The following is a 15,372-nucleotide window of genomic DNA, read 5'->3' on the forward strand; positions in this document are numbered from 1 at the left end:
AACGCATCGGGCGGGAACAATCAGAGCTTGAGCAGCGTCTCGAAGCCGCCATAGATCATCCGCTTGCCGTCGAACGGCATCTGCCATTGGTCGCCCTTGAGCCGGGGATCGGCCATCACCTTGGCATTGATATCGTCGCGCTCCTGCCGGGACCGGTAGGTAATCCACGAAAACACCACCACCTCATCCTCCTTCGCCTGCACGGCGCGGGGAAAGGAGGTCAGCTCGCCGTAGGGCACATCGTCGCCGATGCATTCGACATATTCGAGCGCGCCGTATTCCTTCCAGATCGAGCCGGCGAAAGTCGAGAACTTCTTGTATGCCTCGATATTCTCCTTCGGAACCGCCACAACGAACCCATCGACATAGGACATCTCACTTCTCCCGCGCGTCTGCGCCTCGTTTTGACGGGAGAGATAGGAGACCGATCGGACAGGTCCACCCACGGGGAGACCGATTGGCAGCACATCTAAATTAATATTTCTTGATTTATTACGTACTTATATGAGCATCGCCTAAAATTTGACAGTATTTCTCTCCGATCTGGAGTGGCCTGACGGTACTCACCCAAACGGCGTGTGTGCCCGCGTTCAGGCGTCGGCATCAACACAGTTCGTGGAGGATGTATTCATGATCAAGCTTGCTTCTATCGCAACAGCCATCGCCCTTGGTATCGGAGCATTCACCTTCGCGTCTCACGCGAATGCCCTGACGATGAAGGAATGCAGCGCCAAATACAAAGCGGCGCAGGCGGCCAACAGCCTGAACGGAATGAAATGGAATGATTTCCGCAAGTCGCAATGCGGAACCGACGCAGCGGCAGCACCCGCGGCACCTGCTGCGGGCGATGCCAAGAACGAAGAGCCGACAATGGCCAATACGGACAACGCAGCCGAGCCGCCGGCAACCACGGCCAAGGCTCCGAAAGGCGTGACGTTCCCCACGAAGGTCTCGGAGAAATATGCAAGCGAGTCCCCGGGCAAAGCGAGAATGCATACCTGCCTCGATCAATACAATGCCAACAAGGCGAGCAACACGCTGAACGGCCTCACCTGGATCAAGAAGGGTGGCGGCTACTACAGCATCTGCAACAGCAAACTGAAGTCCTGACGTCATCTCACTGGCAATCGTCGGCGTCGCCCTAAGGCGGCGTCGACAACGATCCATAAGGAGGATGCAATGAGTTTATTTGACAATTTGGGCGGCTTGCTGGGAAAGGCGATCAGCAGCCACCCGGGCGGCCTGGGCGGCCTGATGGCCGATGCCTTTTCCCAATTCGGCGGGCTGGACGGCGTGGTGGCGAAGCTGAACGAAGCGGGCTTGGGATCACAGGTCAATTCCTGGCTCGGACGCGGCGAAAACCAGCCGATCACACCGGATGAAATCCGCTCCGCGCTGTCGAACGAATATCTCGTCTCGCTGGCGCAGAAGCTTGGCGTGCCCACAGATCAAGTGGCGAATATTCTGGCGCAACACCTGCCGGCGGCGGTCGATCAGGCAAGCCCTGATGGGACGATCCGCAGTTCCTGACATTCAACGCGCCATAGCGCGCTTCGGCCCGATCAGGGTCCATTGACCAGCTTGAGGATGAGCTGTTGGACATTGCCGCCGTCGCCGAGTTCGACCTTGTCGAAGTCCCGGCCGCGCTGGCGCTGCCTCTGGGAGATCTCGCCGAGGCGGCGCGTCAGCTCGATCCTGATCTTCTTGCAGTCGGGATCGTCGGCGACGGTGAGGCCGATGCTCATCGCCTCGATCTCCTTGACCATGTCCTTGATCGTCTCGCCATGCACCCGTTCATGAGCCTGCACGCCCGAGATGAAGGCGTCCCAACTGCTCCTAACGGCCGGCGGCAGCGCGGCCGCCGGCTTCGGCAGCGTATAGGTGATGATCAGCTTCGGCCGATTGGTCGTGATGACGCAGGCATTGCCCTGCGGTTCGTACTTGCGGGTCCAGGTCAGCTTGAACGTCGTATGCGCGATCACCCGGCCGATGCCGACCTCAGGCCCACGCATCCCGATCGATTCATAAAGCTCGGCTCCGGTCTTGCCTGAAATCGAATAGGGCCTGACGTCTTCGACAGCCTGCCACTCGGCCGAAGCAACAACCGGCGCCGACACGAAGACCGCCGCCAATACGAAGAATAAAAAACCTGTTTTCACGCCAACCCCGCCGAATGATGTCCAGCGCGGACCCTAGTCGGAGCGGGTGTAGGTTTCAACGAGGCAGAAAGCGGCGTCAGAACGGCAGGCGCGCATTTTCCTTGACCTCCTTCATGACGAAAAATGTGCGGGTCTGCCGGACACCGGGAAGCGCTATCAGCTTTTGCCCATGCAGCTTGTTGAAATCAGCCATGTCGCGGACCCTGATCTTCAGCAGGTAATCGAAATCACCGGCGACCAGATTGCAGTCGAGGACATCCTTCAATTCGAGCACGGCACTTTCAAAGGCCGCGAAACTCTCCGGCGTCGAGCGGTCGAGGACCACGCCGACCATCACAAGCGCCCCGAGGCCAACCGAGGCAGGCGCGACTTCCGCCCTGACGCCGGTGATGTAACCCTCGTCGAACAGCCGCTGCGTGCGCCGGTGACAGGTGGCGGGGCTGACGCTGACGCGCTCCGCAAGCTCGGCATTCGTCAATCGGCCTTCCGCCTGCAAGGCACGCAAAATCTTGACGTCGATCCGGTCCAACGGCTCCATGAAAGAATCTTCCGTTTTGAGTAAAAACATTGCAGATGATTTCAGATGAATACGAGAATTTCTTCTGAAACGAAAGAATGCCTCCAAAAATAGAGAGCACCTTTCAGAGGGTTTGCCTTACGATCCGCGACCATGCCATCACGGAGCGCTGCCATGTCCCTTCTCGACAAATTCGAACGCTATCCCCTCACCTTCGGCCCCACGCCGATCGAGCATCTTCCGAGATTGACGCAGGCGCTCGGCGGAAAGGTGCAGATCTACGCCAAGCGCGACGACTGCAATTCGGGTCTCGCCATGGGGGGCAACAAGCTCAGAAAGCTCGAATATATCGTGCCGGATGCGATCGCTTCAGGCGCCGATACGCTGGTTTCCATTGGTGGCGTACAGTCCAACCATACCCGTATGGTCGCGGCAACAGCCGCCAAGATCGGCATGAAATGCGTGGTCATCCAGGAGAAATGGGTGCCGCATTACGACGCCGTCTACGATCGTGTCGGCAATATCCTGATGACGCGGCTGATGGGCGCCGACAGCCGCCTTGTCGATGACGGTTTCGACATCGGCATCCGCAAGAGCTGGGAGGATGCCATCCAGTCCGTGAAGGATGCCGGCGGCAAGCCCTATCCGATCCCGGCAGGCGCCTCGGTGCACAAATTTGGCGCCCTCGGCTATATCGGCTTTGCCGAGGAAGTCGCAAAGCAGGAAGAAGCGCTCGGCTTCAAGTTCGATTACATCATCGTCTGCGTCGTCACGGGATCGACGCAGGGCGGCATGATCGTCGGCTTCGCCGCGCAGAACCGCGCCGACCGGGTGATCGGCATCGATGCCTCGGGCACGCTCGATCAGACGCGCGCGCAGGTCCGTCACATCGTCGACAACACCGCGGAATTGGTCGGGCTCGGTCGCGCCATTCGCGACGACGAAATCGTCATCAATCCCGATTACGCCTACCCGGCCTATGGCGTGCCGTCCGAGGAGACCAACGAGGCGATCCGCCTTGCCGCCCGCACAGAGGCCATGATCACCGACCCCGTCTATGAGGGCAAATCCATGCAGGGCCTGATAGACCTCACCCGCAAAGGCTTCTTCCCCGAGGGGTCGAAGGTCCTCTACGCCCATCTCGGCGGCGCGCCGGCGCTGAACGGCTACAGCTACTACTACCGCGAGGGGTAACCGCAGGCATGCGTGTCGTTATCCCGGAACTGCTGCACAGTTCCGGGCGAGAGGCATCAGCCCTGCAGCGTCTTCACCCTGGCGAGATCGGAAAAGAGCCATGATGGCGTCGAAGGCAACGAGGAGGTTGAGGTCTATCGACGACAGGTTATCCATGCCGTGGAGACTTGAAGCCCATCGCTATCGACAGCAAGCATGTCGAGGGCTTTGGTGACATTCGCAGCAGAAATGTCTGCTGCGACCTCCCGGGAAATGCAGGTGATCACTCGATCATCGCCGTCACCGTTCGCGACGAAAGCGGCGAACCTGTCACGGTCGCCAGCCTCGTCTTCAGCAATGAATGGCTCCAAAAGCGGCGGCCGTTAAAGGGAGCCGCCGGTTTGGCGATGCTCTCGCCGCATCGACAGGGATTTGACGGGATGGAAGGCCGAACCTGCGGCTATCTGGTAATTTCCTCGAGGATCAGCCGGATTTCCGTGACGGGCTTGCGGCTTTCATCGAAAAGTTCCACCGAAAACATGTTGAGAGGCGCCGACGGCAGCCCTTCGGCGGCCATCTCGGCGAGGATGCGACGCGCTTCCGACTTTTCGACCTCGACGGACGCAAAATCATGGCCCATCTCGGTTGCTCCGGCGCCATCGCGGTCGAAAAGTCGGAAGTAGAATTTCGGCACGGCATGCTCCATCGATTATGCTGCTAACGATCCGTTGGGCGACATGTTCCGCCAGATCGGATTTGCAGCCGAACCATCAGAAGCTGCCGGCCTCCGGCGAAGCCAATTCCTCGATGCCGTCGACGCGGTCGGGATAGAAGGCGAGATGGTCCTTGATGCTGCTGACGGCCGCATTCGGCGCCTCGTAGGTCCAGACCGCATTCTCAGAACGCTTACCGCCCGGAGTGATACTGTAATAGGAGGCATCGCCCTTATAGGGGCAATGGCTGCTGTGGTCGGTGCGCCGAAGCAGCGACATGTCCACGTCCCGGCGCGGAATATACTGCACCGGCGGATAAGAGGCCTCGCGCAGCGTCAGCGCATTGTGGCTGTCGGCAATGACTTTGCCGCCAACGGTCACGACGACTCGGGAGGGGTTATGCTCGATGGAAATCGGATGGTCCGGCCCCGGAATCTTGATTGACTTGTCCGCCATGAGCTTCGTCTCCAGAAGATATCGATCCCACTCAGATAGGGCGCGCAAGGACCCGGCCCAAGGTCTCAAACCGGGAATTCGAAGCGCGGCGAAACCGAAGTGAGCATCGCCGTCTTCGGTGCAACCGGCCAATGTTGCGCGAGCGCATCGGCGACTGTCCCAACCAGCCTGGCGACATCCTCGCCGGCGGAGGCATGCAGCGCCTCGGCGACGATCAGCACCGAGCGCGTTGTCTCCCGCACTGCCGAACGCCCGCTCTGGCGGTTCGTCCAGCGTCGCGCATGCGCTTTCCCCTCGTCATCGGCAAAGATCACCTCGTCCTGCTCGGGATATTCGATCTCGCCGCCGAAGGTGAGATAGGTTTCATGCCCCGTTGCCCGCCGCACCTCGAGATCGCCGGCAATCTTTTCCGTATCGAAGACGGCAATCGGCATCGCGAAGGCGAGCGAAATCGCATTGCAGAGATCGACGAGCGGATTGAGGCGCGGCAGCGCCTGTTCCTGGCGAAAGCGGCGCAACAGCGCTTCGGACGCCGAGCGATATTGCGTCGGCTTCAGTCCCATGCGGGAAAAGCCGCGCCGCCAGGCCTGGATCTCAGGGAATTCGCCTTCCGGCGCTTGGGCGAGCCGGGTCTTGGCAATCGCACAGAAGCTTGCGATCGCCGCCCCGACATCTGCCGCCGCATGAATGCCCTCGACGTGAAGCGCGCCGGCGCGAAGCTCCGGAAAGACCTGCCATATGGCATTGGAGTGGCTGAACTGCATGGCCTATCTCTCCCCGGCAATGTTCGTTGTGACACGGCTTCCGGCCAGGGCAAGCCCGAACACGGCGGCCAGCACGCAGGCAATGCCGGCGACCTGGTTGAGCCCGACCGGCTCGCCGAGGATGACGAAAGCGAGCATGACGGCACAAACCGGGGCAAGCGCGGTGAAGAGCGAGGCTTCCGTGCCGCTCACCCGTTCCGCGCCCGCATACCAGAGCAGAAACCCGCCGACGGTCGGCACCAGCGCATAATAGACCACGGCAGCGACGGCGCTTGCGGAAACATCATGGGCGAAAGGCGCCTCGAAAACCGCGGGAATCGCTGAGACGACCAAGCCGATGCCGGTCATCAGTGTCGATTGGCAAAGCGGCGCAATCTCCGCCTTCAGCCGTTTGTTCAGAAGGATGAACAGCCCTTCGCAGACGACCGCCAGGACGATCAACGCATTGCCGAAGAGCGACCCACCGGCCGCATCCGGCGTGAAGGCGATCGAAAGCACGCCTGCTGTCGCAAAGGCTATGGCAAGAAGCAAAGAGCGCTGCGGCCGCTCGCGAAGCAGCAGAATGGAAATTGCAGCCGAGACCACCGGCAACGTGCCGATGATGACGCCGGCATCGGCCGCCGAGGTCAGCCCGAGGCCTGTAATCAGCAGCGTGGTGTAACCGACGCTGCCCGCGCCGGCCTGGACGACGAGGATGAAGCGGTCATGACGGGAGAACTTCGGCAGCCGCGTGCCGGTCACCCGCATCAGCACGAGGAAGACCGGAAAGGCGAGAGCGAAGCGCAGGGCGGTCGCGGTAAACGGCGGCAGGCCCGAAGCGATGAGCTTGCTCGCAATGACCGTGCTTCCCACCGTCAGCATGGCCAGCGCCAGATAGAGATGTCCCTGAACCTGTCTCGACATTCAACGTCTCCTGTTGGAAGCGCCGACGAAACACCAGGGACCTGTCTGAGGTCTTGAACGAAATTGCAGACGCCGTGCCGCTGCTCAGAGAAAAGCGGAGGCATAAGAGCGCGGCGACAGCCCGTATTTGCGTACAAAGACCCGCGTCATATGGCTCTGGTCGGCAAAACCGCTGGCAAAGGCTGCCTCCGCAAGCGGCGTGCCGGCGGAAATCAGCCGCCGGGCGATATGGATGCGGGCCTGCACGAGATAGGCATGCGGCGTCATTCCCGTCGCCTTGGCGAAACCGCGCAGCACCTGGAAGCGGCTGAGCCCGCTTTCCCGGGAAAGATCGGCAAGCGAGACTGATGCAAGCGGATCGCTGTCGATCAGATCCCGCGCCGCGCGGATGGATGCCGGCACTGCCGTCCGGTCTTCTTGCCCGGCATATTCCCGCATGACATCGGCAACGAGCTGCAGAAGCAGTTCCTCATGCAGCAATGCGTCGGCTGTCTCGCCGGTCACCGCGCGAAACAGTGTGTCGAAGCGGGCGGCGATCGCACGGTTGCGGATGACGGGATTTGGAATCTCCGACTGTCCCGTCCCACTCTCGCGGATCTCACGCGACAGACCGGTGACGATGGCAGGATCGAAATAGAGGATGCGCCAGGATCGCCCTTCGCCGATCGGCGCGCCGTCATGCACCTCGTTCGGATTGACCGTGATGATCTCGCCGGCCTCGGCCTCCACCATGCCGCGCCCACTCAGCGATTTCTGCGCGCCGGCAAGGATGAGGCCAATGCCGAACTGCTCATGCGTATGCCTGCTGAAGCTGTGACGCGTCTCGGCTTCCACCGCTTCGACGCCCGCCAGCGCCGAGCGCAGCATCCTGAACTGGTTTTTCGGCATGTCTGGTCCGCAGGTCCGATCCCGGTCACTTTGCCAGCCGGACGGACAGGACGCAACCACCGCGGCGGCTAGAAGAACTCATCGAGCAGCTGGTAATAATCGAGCCTTGCCGGATTCGGCGCCGGCAGGCCGTAACGATCAAGAAATGGCTGAACCAGCCCCTTGCCAAAATTGTCGGCGATGCTGCGGCAGGCGAGCGCGATATCCTGGTAACGGTCGGCGACGCCGAGACGGCTGCAATCGATATAGCCGGAGAACCGGTCGTCGGAAGCGATGAAATTCGGCAGGCAGGCATCGCCATGCGAAACGACGAGATCCTCGTCGCCGGGCCTCAGCCTCTTGAGCTCGGCGAAGAGTTCGGCAGCGGTTTTCCCAAGCCGGCTCGCATCGAAATCCTCCTCGTCGACGATCCCCGCCTCCATGCGCGCCCTGGCGATCGGCAGGCGCTTTTCCAGGCGATGATCGAACGGGCAGGAGGCGATCGGCAGGCGATGGAGGTCGAGAAGTGCTGCCGCCAGCGATTCGACCCGCGCAAGCGGCGTCAACGCCGACGCGCTGGCAAGATCGGTCCCCGGCAGCGCATCGATGAGCAGCCGATTGTGCACACCGTCACTCTCCTCGGCAATGACATCGGGACACGGCAGACCGGAAGCCTTGAGCCAACGAAGCCTATCTGCCTCGTCGGCAAGTTCGCCGAAGGGACCCGCCTCCTCGGCTTTCAGATAAAGGGTCGGCAATCCGAGAGCTTCCAGCCGGAAGACGCTTGCCGCCGACCGGCCGAGCGCATCCCGCTCCATCCGGTATGCTGACAGGCGCTCCGCCACCGGACCGGCAGACAATCTCTCGGAAACCATCAATGAAATGTTTCGGCGGGCGCGGCCTCGAGAAGGATCTCGAAGGCTTCTTCCAGTGCCGCCACTAGAATATCGGTCAGCTCGTCGCCCTTGTTTTCCAGGAACAGCGCGCTGACGGCTTCGTCCTGACGCTCAAGAAAACGCTCAATCTCGTTCGACATATCATTGTCCTTCCTCACCGTACCATCACGGCCATGAGGAGAGGCTAGATGCGGTTCCTTGCGTGTGGCTGGTTGCCGGAGCAGGCTTGTGCCACGTGAAGGTCAGTATTTCAGAAAGCCTCGGCCTTTCCATTGGTCTTTTGGAATCTTGTCTCCAACATCAAAAGCAAAAGAGACAACCTTTAAAGCGTCCTCGTCCACCTCACAACGAAAGTGTACATCATACCAGTCTTCAACTGTGCGGAAGGCGGCTCGGAGATCAAGAACGGTGCCATATGGCAAACTCTGACTAGGTACAATAATTGGCTGAAAGCTCGGCGAAGCGTGGATCAGTTGTTGTTGGAGTTCGCTTCTGCAAAGCTGGGCAACACGTTTACCGCGCGGCACGCCATCCATCGCGATTCTCGCCACGGGATCGTCATCGGCGACCTGCGAAAACAAGGTCTTTGCTTTGACGAGATTGTCCTTTTTTGCGTCCGTCTTGGGCGGCTCAGGAGGGTTCTGTTCGTGTGGCTTGAGCGCCTCGATATCGGTCTTGACTCCACCCGTCGCCTCCGCAAGAGGCGCATTGCGCTCAGGAGAGACGTCGGTCGCCGCAACCTCGGGAAGCTGTATATCATCGGGAACCGGCCTTGCAGGAGTCCTCTCGGTCTGTGGCTTTTCTGCGGAGGCCTCTTCGGGCTCCCGTTCCGGCTTTGCGTCATGCTGAGGCGCTGTCGTCGCAGGCTTTGCCTCGCCCCCAGAGGAGTTTCCCATCATCGATCTTTTCGGTCCGCTGTCCCGATCGCCGAACTCGAAGACAGGTTTCAAACCCGGCATTGGAGCTGCCGGCTTGGCTTGCTCCAATGGCTTATTTTCAGCCCGCGGTGGGGGCGGCGGAGGTGGCGGAGGTTGCTTCTTCGCCTGTTCTGGCGGTTTCGGCTCCGGTGGTTTTTCCTTGGGCTTGGGCTCCGGCTTCTTTTCCTCCGGCGGTGGAACGAGTTCCACCTTGACGCTCTCGTCTTCGGGGGGCTTCGGCTGGATCTTCGGCAGTCCGAAAATGAGAAGAGCAACGATCGGAATGTGCGCAACAACGGACGCGACGACACCCCAGCGGATTTCAGGCCGCTGCTTTCTCGTTTCGTGCTGCGTTTCCGCCGGTTCCACGTCTTCTTCTGTCACAGCAGCGATGTGGCCTTTAAAACCGGCAGCATCAAGCCACAAATAGAAAAAACCTCGTGATTGCGGTTTAGCTCATTGATCGGCAGGCCCGTCGTCCGCCACCAGATTGTGTTCATGCCATTCATTTTCCGGAATGGCGCTGCCGACGAGAAAGGCGAAGGACGCGACCTTGCCGGAGCCGGCATCGAGTTCGCATTTGAACTGGATGTTGTACCATTTGCGCTTGCTGCGAAAAGCGCCGCCCTTCACTTCCACGCTGCCGCCGCTCACCTTCTCCGCCGCCATCGCATAGGGGGCGAGCAAGTCGGGCGCCATGGCCGGGCGGGCGCGGCGCACCTGCTCCAGCGCCTCGAGATCGCAGAGCTGCAGATTGCGCTCACCGCCGGAGAGCTGCCGCAGCGTCTCGCGGGCGCGCCGGCTGCGTGGATCGGCAAGCACCTGGTCGGAAAAGAGCCGGCTTGCCGCGACGAATTCCCCCGGCTTCGGCGCCGGTGGAGCGATCGGCACGGGAGGCAGCATTGCCGCAACAGCCGGATCACGCGCGACCGGCGGCAGCGGCTCGCCTTTGGGCTCGTCCACCTCAGCATTCATCTTTTCCGGCGAAGGCGACCTAGCAGGCCCAGGCGCCTTCGGCGCTTCCGCCGATTGCGGGACAATCTCCACCGAGAGACCGTCATCAAAAGATGGCAGAGGCGGCTCGGCTCTCGGCAGCAGGAAGAGAAGAAGAAGGATTGCAATGACATGCAGCGCAAATGACGCAGCTGCGCTTCGCCGTCCCCCGTCATCCCAATTGTCCGCCGCGAGTTCCATCGCTCAGGTGGCGGCGGTCGAGCGATCGATGAAGATCGTCAAACTGAGGAGCGCTTTCATCATGACCTTGCCGAATTCGGGCCGGGAGGCCTGCCGCGGGAAATTGAAGCACGCGGCGACACTGCCAGCGCAGCCGAGGCTCCGCAACCTCCAAGATCAAGATATTCCGGCTCTCGTCAGGATCAGCCGAGCGAGCCGATGAGATCCCGGTATGCGGCTTCCGGGAAAGCCTTGAGCGTCTGGGTTCGGACATTGCCGCCCATCGCCAGCGACAGGGTGAAATGCGCCATCACGGCGTCATCGGGCGCCTCGCAGACGGCGACCATGTCGTGCCCGCCCATCGTCAGATAGAATTGATTAAAGGAGCCGCCGACGCCGGCCAGCAATTTTTTGGCCGCGTCCAGCCGTTTTGCCGAGTCGCGAACGTTGCGAATGCCTTGATCCGTCCAATTGATCAAAAGGATGTAAGTGGTCATGTCGCACCTCCCCGAGCATGATGCCGAAAAGTGTAAGCGGCTTTCGGACGAGATCATGCCCAATTTTTCGAGGTAGATCCGGATTCAGATTTTAGGCCGATCCGGCCTAAAGCCATCCGGATCTAGCGGAGGATTAGCCCAGTCAGGGACGCGCCGATTCTCGCTCGCATTGCGATCGATCCCTTCCCCCGTGGCCGGATTATAGCCCGGTCACCATGGAGGGACAAGAAAGCCACCGCGATCATTGGTACTAATCACAAAAGCAAAAGCCGGGCACGAGGCCCGGCTTTCCGATAAGAATGACGTCGTCGAAGCCTTAGCTGTCGAGGAACGAGCGCAGCTTTCTGGAGCGGCTCGGGTGCTTCAGCTTGCGCAGCGCCTTCGCCTCGATCTGGCGGATACGTTCGCGGGTGACAGAGAACTGCTGGCCGACTTCTTCGAGTGTGTGGTCGGTGTTCATGCCGATGCCGAAGCGCATACGCAGGACACGTTCCTCGCGCGGCGTCAGCGAGGCGAGAACGCGGGTCGTCGTCTCGCGCAGGTTCGCCTGGATGGCGGCGTCGATCGGCAGCAGCGCATTCTTGTCCTCGATGAAATCGCCGAGATGCGAATCTTCTTCGTCACCGACAGGGGTTTCGAGCGAGATCGGCTCCTTGGCGATCTTCAGGACCTTGCGGACCTTTTCGAGCGGCATAGCGAGCTTTTCGGCCAGTTCTTCCGGCGTCGGCTCGCGGCCGATCTCGTGCAGCATCTGGCGCGACGTGCGGACGATCTTGTTGATCGTCTCGATCATATGCACCGGAATACGGATCGTGCGGGCCTGGTCGGCGATCGAGCGGGTGATCGCCTGACGGATCCACCACGTCGCATAGGTCGAGAACTTGTAGCCGCGGCGGTATTCGAACTTATCGACCGCCTTCATCAGGCCGATATTGCCTTCCTGAATGAGGTCGAGGAACTGCAGACCACGGTTCGTGTACTTCTTGGCAATGGAGATGACGAGGCGAAGGTTCGCTTCGACCATTTCCTTCTTGGCGATGCGCGCTTCGCGCTCACCCTTCTGCACCATGTGCACGATGCGGCGGAATTCCGAGATCGAAATGCCGGTTTCGGTCGCCAGATTCTGGATCTCCTGGCGGATATCGCGGATCGTCGTGTTTTCGCCCTTGGCGAATTCCTTCCAGCCGCGCGCGGCCAGATTGCCGATCGACTTCATCCAGTTCGGATCGAGCTCGGCGCCCTGGTACTGCTCCAGGAAACTATCGCGCTTGACGCCATAGGATTCGGCCAGACGCAGCAGGCGGCCCTCGTTGGAAACGAGGCGCTTGTTGATGTCGTAGAGCTGCTCGACCAGGGCGTCGATGCGGTTCTGGTTGAGCGACAGCGACTTGACGGCCTTGATGAGCTCGTCCTTGAGTTCCTTGTAACGGCGCTCCTGGGCGGTGGACAGCGTGCCGGATGCCGACAGGCGCTGCTCGACCTGCTGGTCCTGCAGCTTGCGCAGCTTCTTGTAGGTCTCGGCGATCGTATCCAGCGTCTCCATCACCTGCGGGCGAAGCTCGGCTTCCATTGCCGCCAGCGAAAGGTTGGATTCGTCCTCGTCCTCTTCCTCCTCCTCGGGAGGCATGCTTTCGCCGCCGACATCGGTGATGTCGTCGTCGCCGGAACGGGCGCGCCGGGTCTTTTCCTTTTCCTCGGCGGCCTTGCGGTCGGCCTCGATCTTCTCGGGGCTCTGGAACTGCGGGGCAGCCTTGGCTTCAGGACCGGAATAAGTCGTTTCGAGATCGATGATCTCGCGCAGCAGCGTCGTGCCTTCGTTGAGTTCGTCGCGCCAGATGATCAGCGCCTGGAAGGTCAGCGGGCTCTCGCAGAGGCCCGCGATCATCGTTTCGCGGCCGGCCTCGATGCGCTTGGCGATCGCGATTTCGCCCTCGCGAGAGAGAAGCTCCACCGAGCCCATCTCGCGCAGATACATGCGAACGGGATCGTCGGTACGGTCGGTCGGTTCTTTCTTCTTGGCGGTCGCAAGCGCAGTGCCGCTCGAAGGCGCGAGTTCGCCGCCTTCGCTTTCCTCGTCGCCGCCGGCGTCGTCGTCATCGCCGCCGCCAGAAGCACCGGCTTCCTCGGCTTCTTCGTCTTCGATGACGTTGATGCCCATGTCCGAAAGCATCGACATCGTGTCTTCGATCTGCTCGGACGTCACTTCCTCGGACGGCAGGACGGCGTTGAGCTCGTCCATCGTCACATAGCCGCGCTTCTTGGCGGCCTTGATCATCTTCTTGACTGCGTCATCAGAAAGATCGAGAAGAGGGCCGTCGCTTGCGCCGTCGCGTTCGACTTCCGCGTCTTCGTTCTCTTTGACCTTGGTTGCCATTTATATCGTCGCCTTCCTGACGCTATCCAATCTCGCTACGGTGAATGGGCCGTCTCAGGGCCTGGCGCATCGCCCGCGCCGCCCCAGAATCACCTTTGCCCACCTAACGGGATGACATTTAAAGCCTGATTAACCACGATAGCCGGCACCGGACAGCAAAGCTTTCTTGCTTCAGGATTTCCGGCCATGGTTGCGCGATCCGCCTTGACCCAGTTCACCATCTCAACAAGTCGAACGGTGATTCCCACATTTTTTGTTCTCGTCAAGCTTTTCCAGAAAAAAAGCTCACGAAATATCGGAAAAAGCCTTATCCACAGGCTTTGAACCGCGGCTGCGATTGCGAACCTTATTTAAGAAGCGGCGAACAAAAGACAAGGGCAGCCAGGATTTTGGCCGCCGTCACAGTTGTTTCGGCCGTTTTTCAGTTGTGCCGGCGGTATATTCGCCTCTTTCACGCAAATATTATCTAAAGCGCCGCCCCATCATAGGGCTTCACCGTCAGCGAGCCGAGATCGATCGCGGGAATGCAGCGCAGATTGATCGCAGCCATCGCCGCACCGTTCGGGGCAACACCCTCGCCGAACGGCATGATGCCGCAATTGGCGCAGAAATGATGCCGGATGACATGCCTGTTGAAAGTATAGGTCGAGATATTCTCTTCCGGCGTCTTCAGCACCAGCTTCTCGCGCGGTGCGAAGGCGAGAAGCCCGCCCCGCCGGCGGCAGAGCGAACAGTTGCAGTCGAGCGCCTCGGTAAATTCGCCGTCGACCTCGAAAGCAATGTTGCCGCAATGGCAGCTTCCTTCATAGAGCATGTCGTCCCCTCACATCCAATCCATGACCACTTTGCCTGAGTTGCCCGACCGCATCGCCTCGAAGCCGCCGCGGAAATCGTCGATCTTGATGCGGTGGGTAATGATGGGCGAAAGATCGAGGCCGCCTTGGACGAAGGCGATCATCTTGTACCAGGTCTCGAACATCTCGCGGCCGTAAATGCCCTTGAGATTGAGCATCTTGAAGATCACCTTGTTCCAGTCGATCTCGAAACCAGCCGGCGCAATGCCGAGAATGGCAATCTTGCCGCCATTGTTCATCTTGTCGATCATGTCGCGGAAGGCCGGTGCCGCACCCGACATTTCGAGCCCGACATCGAAACCCTCCGTCATGCCGATCGCCTTCATCACGTCGGCAAGGTTTTCCTTGGAGGCATCGACCACGTGATCGATGCCGAGCTTGCGCGCCAGTTCTAGCCGGTGCGGATTGATATCGGTGATGACGACTTTGCGGGCACCCGATCGCTTGGCGACGAGCGCTCCCATGATGCCGATCGGCCCGGCGCCGGTGACGAGCACGTCCTCGCCGACGAGATCGAAGGAGAGCGCGGTGTGCACCGCATTGCCGAAAGGATCGAAGATCGCCGCGATCTCGTCTGAAATATCATCCGGGATCGGCACCACATTGCTTTCGGGAATGCAGACGAACTCGCCGAAGGAACCCGGCCGGTTGACGCCGACGCCGAGCGTGTTGCGGCAGAGATGCCCCCTGCCCGCCCGGCAGTTGCGGCACTTGCCGCAGACGATATGCCCTTCGCCGGAGACCCGCTCGCCGACGTGGTAGCGGGTGACCGCCGAACCGATCTCGGCGATCTCGCCTGAGAATTCATGGCCGACGACCATCGGCACCGGAATGGTCTTCTGCGCCCACTGGTCCCAGTTCCAGATATGCACGTCGGTGCCGCAGATCGCCGATTTCTTCACCCGGATCAGCACATCGTTCGGCCCCGCCTCCGGCACCGGCACATTCTCCATCCAAAGCCCGACTTCCGGCTTCGACTTGACCAGCGCCTTCATCATGTTCGACATATCTGTTCCCACCGTTTCTTGACGCCAGCTTCGCTATTCCCTCTTCTCCCCAGCGGGGAGAAGGTGCCCGTTAGGGCGGATGAGGGGGCGGCACGGCAGGCC

General features: G+C 60.6%; 19 protein-coding genes. 3 read left to right on the top strand and 16 right to left on the bottom strand.

Annotated features, from left to right (window positions below):
- Positions 1 to 20: 20 nt before the first annotated feature.
- Positions 21 to 374, bottom strand: coding sequence for a DUF1428 domain-containing protein (locus tag NE852_RS15465; RefSeq protein ID WP_008530981.1), 354 nt, complete (start codon positions 372 to 374; stop codon positions 21 to 23).
- A gap of 256 nt (positions 375 to 630) precedes the next feature.
- Here NE852_RS15465 and NE852_RS15470 point away from each other — a divergent pair, with 256 nt between their 5' ends.
- A complete protein-coding gene (locus tag NE852_RS15470) occupies positions 631 to 1,110 on the top strand; it encodes a hypothetical protein (protein ID WP_008530979.1) in 480 nt (159 codons plus the stop codon).
- 69 nt (positions 1,111 to 1,179) lie between these two features.
- Positions 1,180 to 1,530, top strand: coding sequence for a YidB family protein (locus tag NE852_RS15475; RefSeq protein WP_008530978.1), 351 nt, complete (start codon positions 1,180 to 1,182; stop codon positions 1,528 to 1,530).
- Between the two features lie 32 nt (positions 1,531 to 1,562).
- On the opposite strand, the gene NE852_RS15480 is transcribed toward NE852_RS15475, so the two are convergent.
- Both NE852_RS15480 and NE852_RS15485 read right to left on the bottom strand, forming a co-directional pair.
- Positions 1,563 to 2,159, bottom strand: a complete 597-nt coding sequence (locus tag NE852_RS15480; protein WP_128623587.1) for a DUF922 domain-containing Zn-dependent protease — start codon at positions 2,157 to 2,159, stop codon at positions 1,563 to 1,565.
- Positions 2,160 to 2,235: 76 nt separating this feature from the next.
- Positions 2,236 to 2,697 (bottom strand): Lrp/AsnC family transcriptional regulator, encoded by a 462-nt coding sequence (locus tag NE852_RS15485; RefSeq protein ID WP_008530976.1) that lies wholly within the window; start codon positions 2,695 to 2,697, stop codon positions 2,236 to 2,238.
- A gap of 153 nt (positions 2,698 to 2,850) precedes the next feature.
- On the opposite strand from NE852_RS15485, the gene NE852_RS15490 reads away from it, so the two are divergent.
- Positions 2,851 to 3,870: a 1-aminocyclopropane-1-carboxylate deaminase gene (locus NE852_RS15490; protein ID WP_008530975.1), complete on the top strand. Its 1,020-nt coding sequence runs from the start codon at positions 2,851 to 2,853 to the stop codon at positions 3,868 to 3,870.
- A 439-nt stretch (positions 3,871 to 4,309) separates the two neighbouring features.
- On the opposite strand, the gene NE852_RS15495 is transcribed toward NE852_RS15490, so the two are convergent.
- From NE852_RS15495 to tdh, 13 genes are all read right to left on the bottom strand, one after another.
- Positions 4,310 to 4,543 carry a DUF6894 family protein gene (locus NE852_RS15495; protein ID WP_037173075.1) on the bottom strand — a complete coding sequence of 78 codons (234 nt, stop codon included), beginning with the start codon at positions 4,541 to 4,543 and terminating at the stop codon, positions 4,310 to 4,312.
- 76 nt (positions 4,544 to 4,619) lie between these two features.
- Positions 4,620 to 5,018, bottom strand: coding sequence for a DUF427 domain-containing protein (locus NE852_RS15500; protein ID WP_008530972.1), 399 nt, complete (start codon positions 5,016 to 5,018; stop codon positions 4,620 to 4,622).
- Positions 5,019 to 5,083: 65 nt separating this feature from the next.
- Positions 5,084 to 5,782 (bottom strand): B3/4 domain-containing protein, encoded by a 699-nt coding sequence (locus NE852_RS15505; RefSeq protein WP_008530970.1) that lies wholly within the window; start codon positions 5,780 to 5,782, stop codon positions 5,084 to 5,086.
- Between the two features lie 3 nt (positions 5,783 to 5,785).
- Complete coding sequence (locus tag NE852_RS15510; protein ID WP_008530968.1) at positions 5,786 to 6,685, bottom strand: DMT family transporter; 900 nt, start codon at positions 6,683 to 6,685, stop codon at positions 5,786 to 5,788.
- Between the two features lie 84 nt (positions 6,686 to 6,769).
- The gene (locus tag NE852_RS15515) at positions 6,770 to 7,573 is read right to left on the bottom strand and encodes an AraC family transcriptional regulator (RefSeq protein WP_008530965.1); all 804 of its coding nucleotides are present in this window, start codon (positions 7,571 to 7,573) and stop codon (positions 6,770 to 6,772) included.
- 68 nt (positions 7,574 to 7,641) lie between these two features.
- Positions 7,642 to 8,427, bottom strand: coding sequence for an APH(3') family aminoglycoside O-phosphotransferase (locus NE852_RS15520; protein ID WP_037173068.1), 786 nt, complete (start codon positions 8,425 to 8,427; stop codon positions 7,642 to 7,644).
- Positions 8,427 to 8,588 carry a hypothetical protein gene (locus tag NE852_RS15525; RefSeq protein ID WP_003561192.1) on the bottom strand — a complete coding sequence of 54 codons (162 nt, stop codon included), beginning with the start codon at positions 8,586 to 8,588 and terminating at the stop codon, positions 8,427 to 8,429. The genes NE852_RS15520 and NE852_RS15525 overlap by 1 nt, the downstream gene beginning before the upstream one ends.
- 102 nt (positions 8,589 to 8,690) lie before the next feature.
- Positions 8,691 to 9,791, bottom strand: a complete 1,101-nt coding sequence (locus NE852_RS15530) for a DUF930 domain-containing protein (protein ID WP_037173066.1) — start codon at positions 9,789 to 9,791, stop codon at positions 8,691 to 8,693.
- A gap of 30 nt (positions 9,792 to 9,821) precedes the next feature.
- Positions 9,822 to 10,559, bottom strand: coding sequence for a DUF930 domain-containing protein (locus tag NE852_RS15535; protein WP_258155800.1), 738 nt, complete (start codon positions 10,557 to 10,559; stop codon positions 9,822 to 9,824).
- Between the two features lie 182 nt (positions 10,560 to 10,741).
- A complete protein-coding gene (locus NE852_RS15540) occupies positions 10,742 to 11,035 on the bottom strand; it encodes a GYD domain-containing protein (RefSeq protein WP_008530955.1) in 294 nt (97 codons plus the stop codon).
- A 316-nt stretch (positions 11,036 to 11,351) separates the two neighbouring features.
- Positions 11,352 to 13,409 carry an RNA polymerase sigma factor RpoD gene (gene rpoD, locus NE852_RS15545; protein ID WP_126924255.1) on the bottom strand — a complete coding sequence of 686 codons (2,058 nt, stop codon included), beginning with the start codon at positions 13,407 to 13,409 and terminating at the stop codon, positions 11,352 to 11,354.
- Between the two features lie 466 nt (positions 13,410 to 13,875).
- Positions 13,876 to 14,223: a GFA family protein gene (locus tag NE852_RS15550; protein WP_008530952.1), complete on the bottom strand. Its 348-nt coding sequence runs from the start codon at positions 14,221 to 14,223 to the stop codon at positions 13,876 to 13,878.
- A 9-nt stretch (positions 14,224 to 14,232) separates the two neighbouring features.
- Positions 14,233 to 15,270: an L-threonine 3-dehydrogenase gene (tdh, locus tag NE852_RS15555; RefSeq protein WP_258155801.1), complete on the bottom strand. Its 1,038-nt coding sequence runs from the start codon at positions 15,268 to 15,270 to the stop codon at positions 14,233 to 14,235.
- Positions 15,271 to 15,372 lie beyond the last annotated feature (102 nt).

This window comes from Rhizobium sp. Pop5 (assembly GCF_024721175.1).
Classification (GTDB): domain Bacteria; phylum Pseudomonadota; class Alphaproteobacteria; order Rhizobiales; family Rhizobiaceae; genus Rhizobium.

What these genes read in the sequence shown, in the direction of transcription:
- NE852_RS15490 (WP_008530975.1), top strand. Translation starts at nt 2,851, where the DNA reads ATGTCCCTTCTCGACAAATTCGAACGCTATCCCCTCACCTTCGGCCCC.
- tdh (WP_258155801.1), bottom strand. Translation starts at nt 15,270, where the DNA reads ATGTCGAACATGATGAAGGCGCTGGTCAAGTCGAAGCCGGAAGTCGGG.
- NE852_RS15515 (WP_008530965.1), bottom strand. Translation starts at nt 7,573, where the DNA reads ATGCCGAAAAACCAGTTCAGGATGCTGCGCTCGGCGCTGGCGGGCGTC.
- NE852_RS15505 (WP_008530970.1), bottom strand. Translation starts at nt 5,782, where the DNA reads ATGCAGTTCAGCCACTCCAATGCCATATGGCAGGTCTTTCCGGAGCTT.
- NE852_RS15500 (WP_008530972.1), bottom strand. Translation starts at nt 5,018, where the DNA reads ATGGCGGACAAGTCAATCAAGATTCCGGGGCCGGACCATCCGATTTCC.
- rpoD (WP_126924255.1), bottom strand. Translation starts at nt 13,409, where the DNA reads ATGGCAACCAAGGTCAAAGAGAACGAAGACGCGGAAGTCGAACGCGAC.
- NE852_RS15535 (WP_258155800.1), bottom strand. Translation starts at nt 10,559, where the DNA reads ATGGAACTCGCGGCGGACAATTGGGATGACGGGGGACGGCGAAGCGCA.
- NE852_RS15470 (WP_008530979.1), top strand. Translation starts at nt 631, where the DNA reads ATGATCAAGCTTGCTTCTATCGCAACAGCCATCGCCCTTGGTATCGGA.
- NE852_RS15520 (WP_037173068.1), bottom strand. Translation starts at nt 8,427, where the DNA reads ATGGTTTCCGAGAGATTGTCTGCCGGTCCGGTGGCGGAGCGCCTGTCA.
- NE852_RS15525 (WP_003561192.1), bottom strand. Translation starts at nt 8,588, where the DNA reads ATGTCGAACGAGATTGAGCGTTTTCTTGAGCGTCAGGACGAAGCCGTC.
- NE852_RS15540 (WP_008530955.1), bottom strand. Translation starts at nt 11,035, where the DNA reads ATGACCACTTACATCCTTTTGATCAATTGGACGGATCAAGGCATTCGC.
- NE852_RS15485 (WP_008530976.1), bottom strand. Translation starts at nt 2,697, where the DNA reads ATGGAGCCGTTGGACCGGATCGACGTCAAGATTTTGCGTGCCTTGCAG.
- NE852_RS15475 (WP_008530978.1), top strand. Translation starts at nt 1,180, where the DNA reads ATGAGTTTATTTGACAATTTGGGCGGCTTGCTGGGAAAGGCGATCAGC.
- NE852_RS15550 (WP_008530952.1), bottom strand. Translation starts at nt 14,223, where the DNA reads ATGCTCTATGAAGGAAGCTGCCATTGCGGCAACATTGCTTTCGAGGTC.
- NE852_RS15465 (WP_008530981.1), bottom strand. Translation starts at nt 374, where the DNA reads ATGTCCTATGTCGATGGGTTCGTTGTGGCGGTTCCGAAGGAGAATATC.
- NE852_RS15510 (WP_008530968.1), bottom strand. Translation starts at nt 6,685, where the DNA reads ATGTCGAGACAGGTTCAGGGACATCTCTATCTGGCGCTGGCCATGCTG.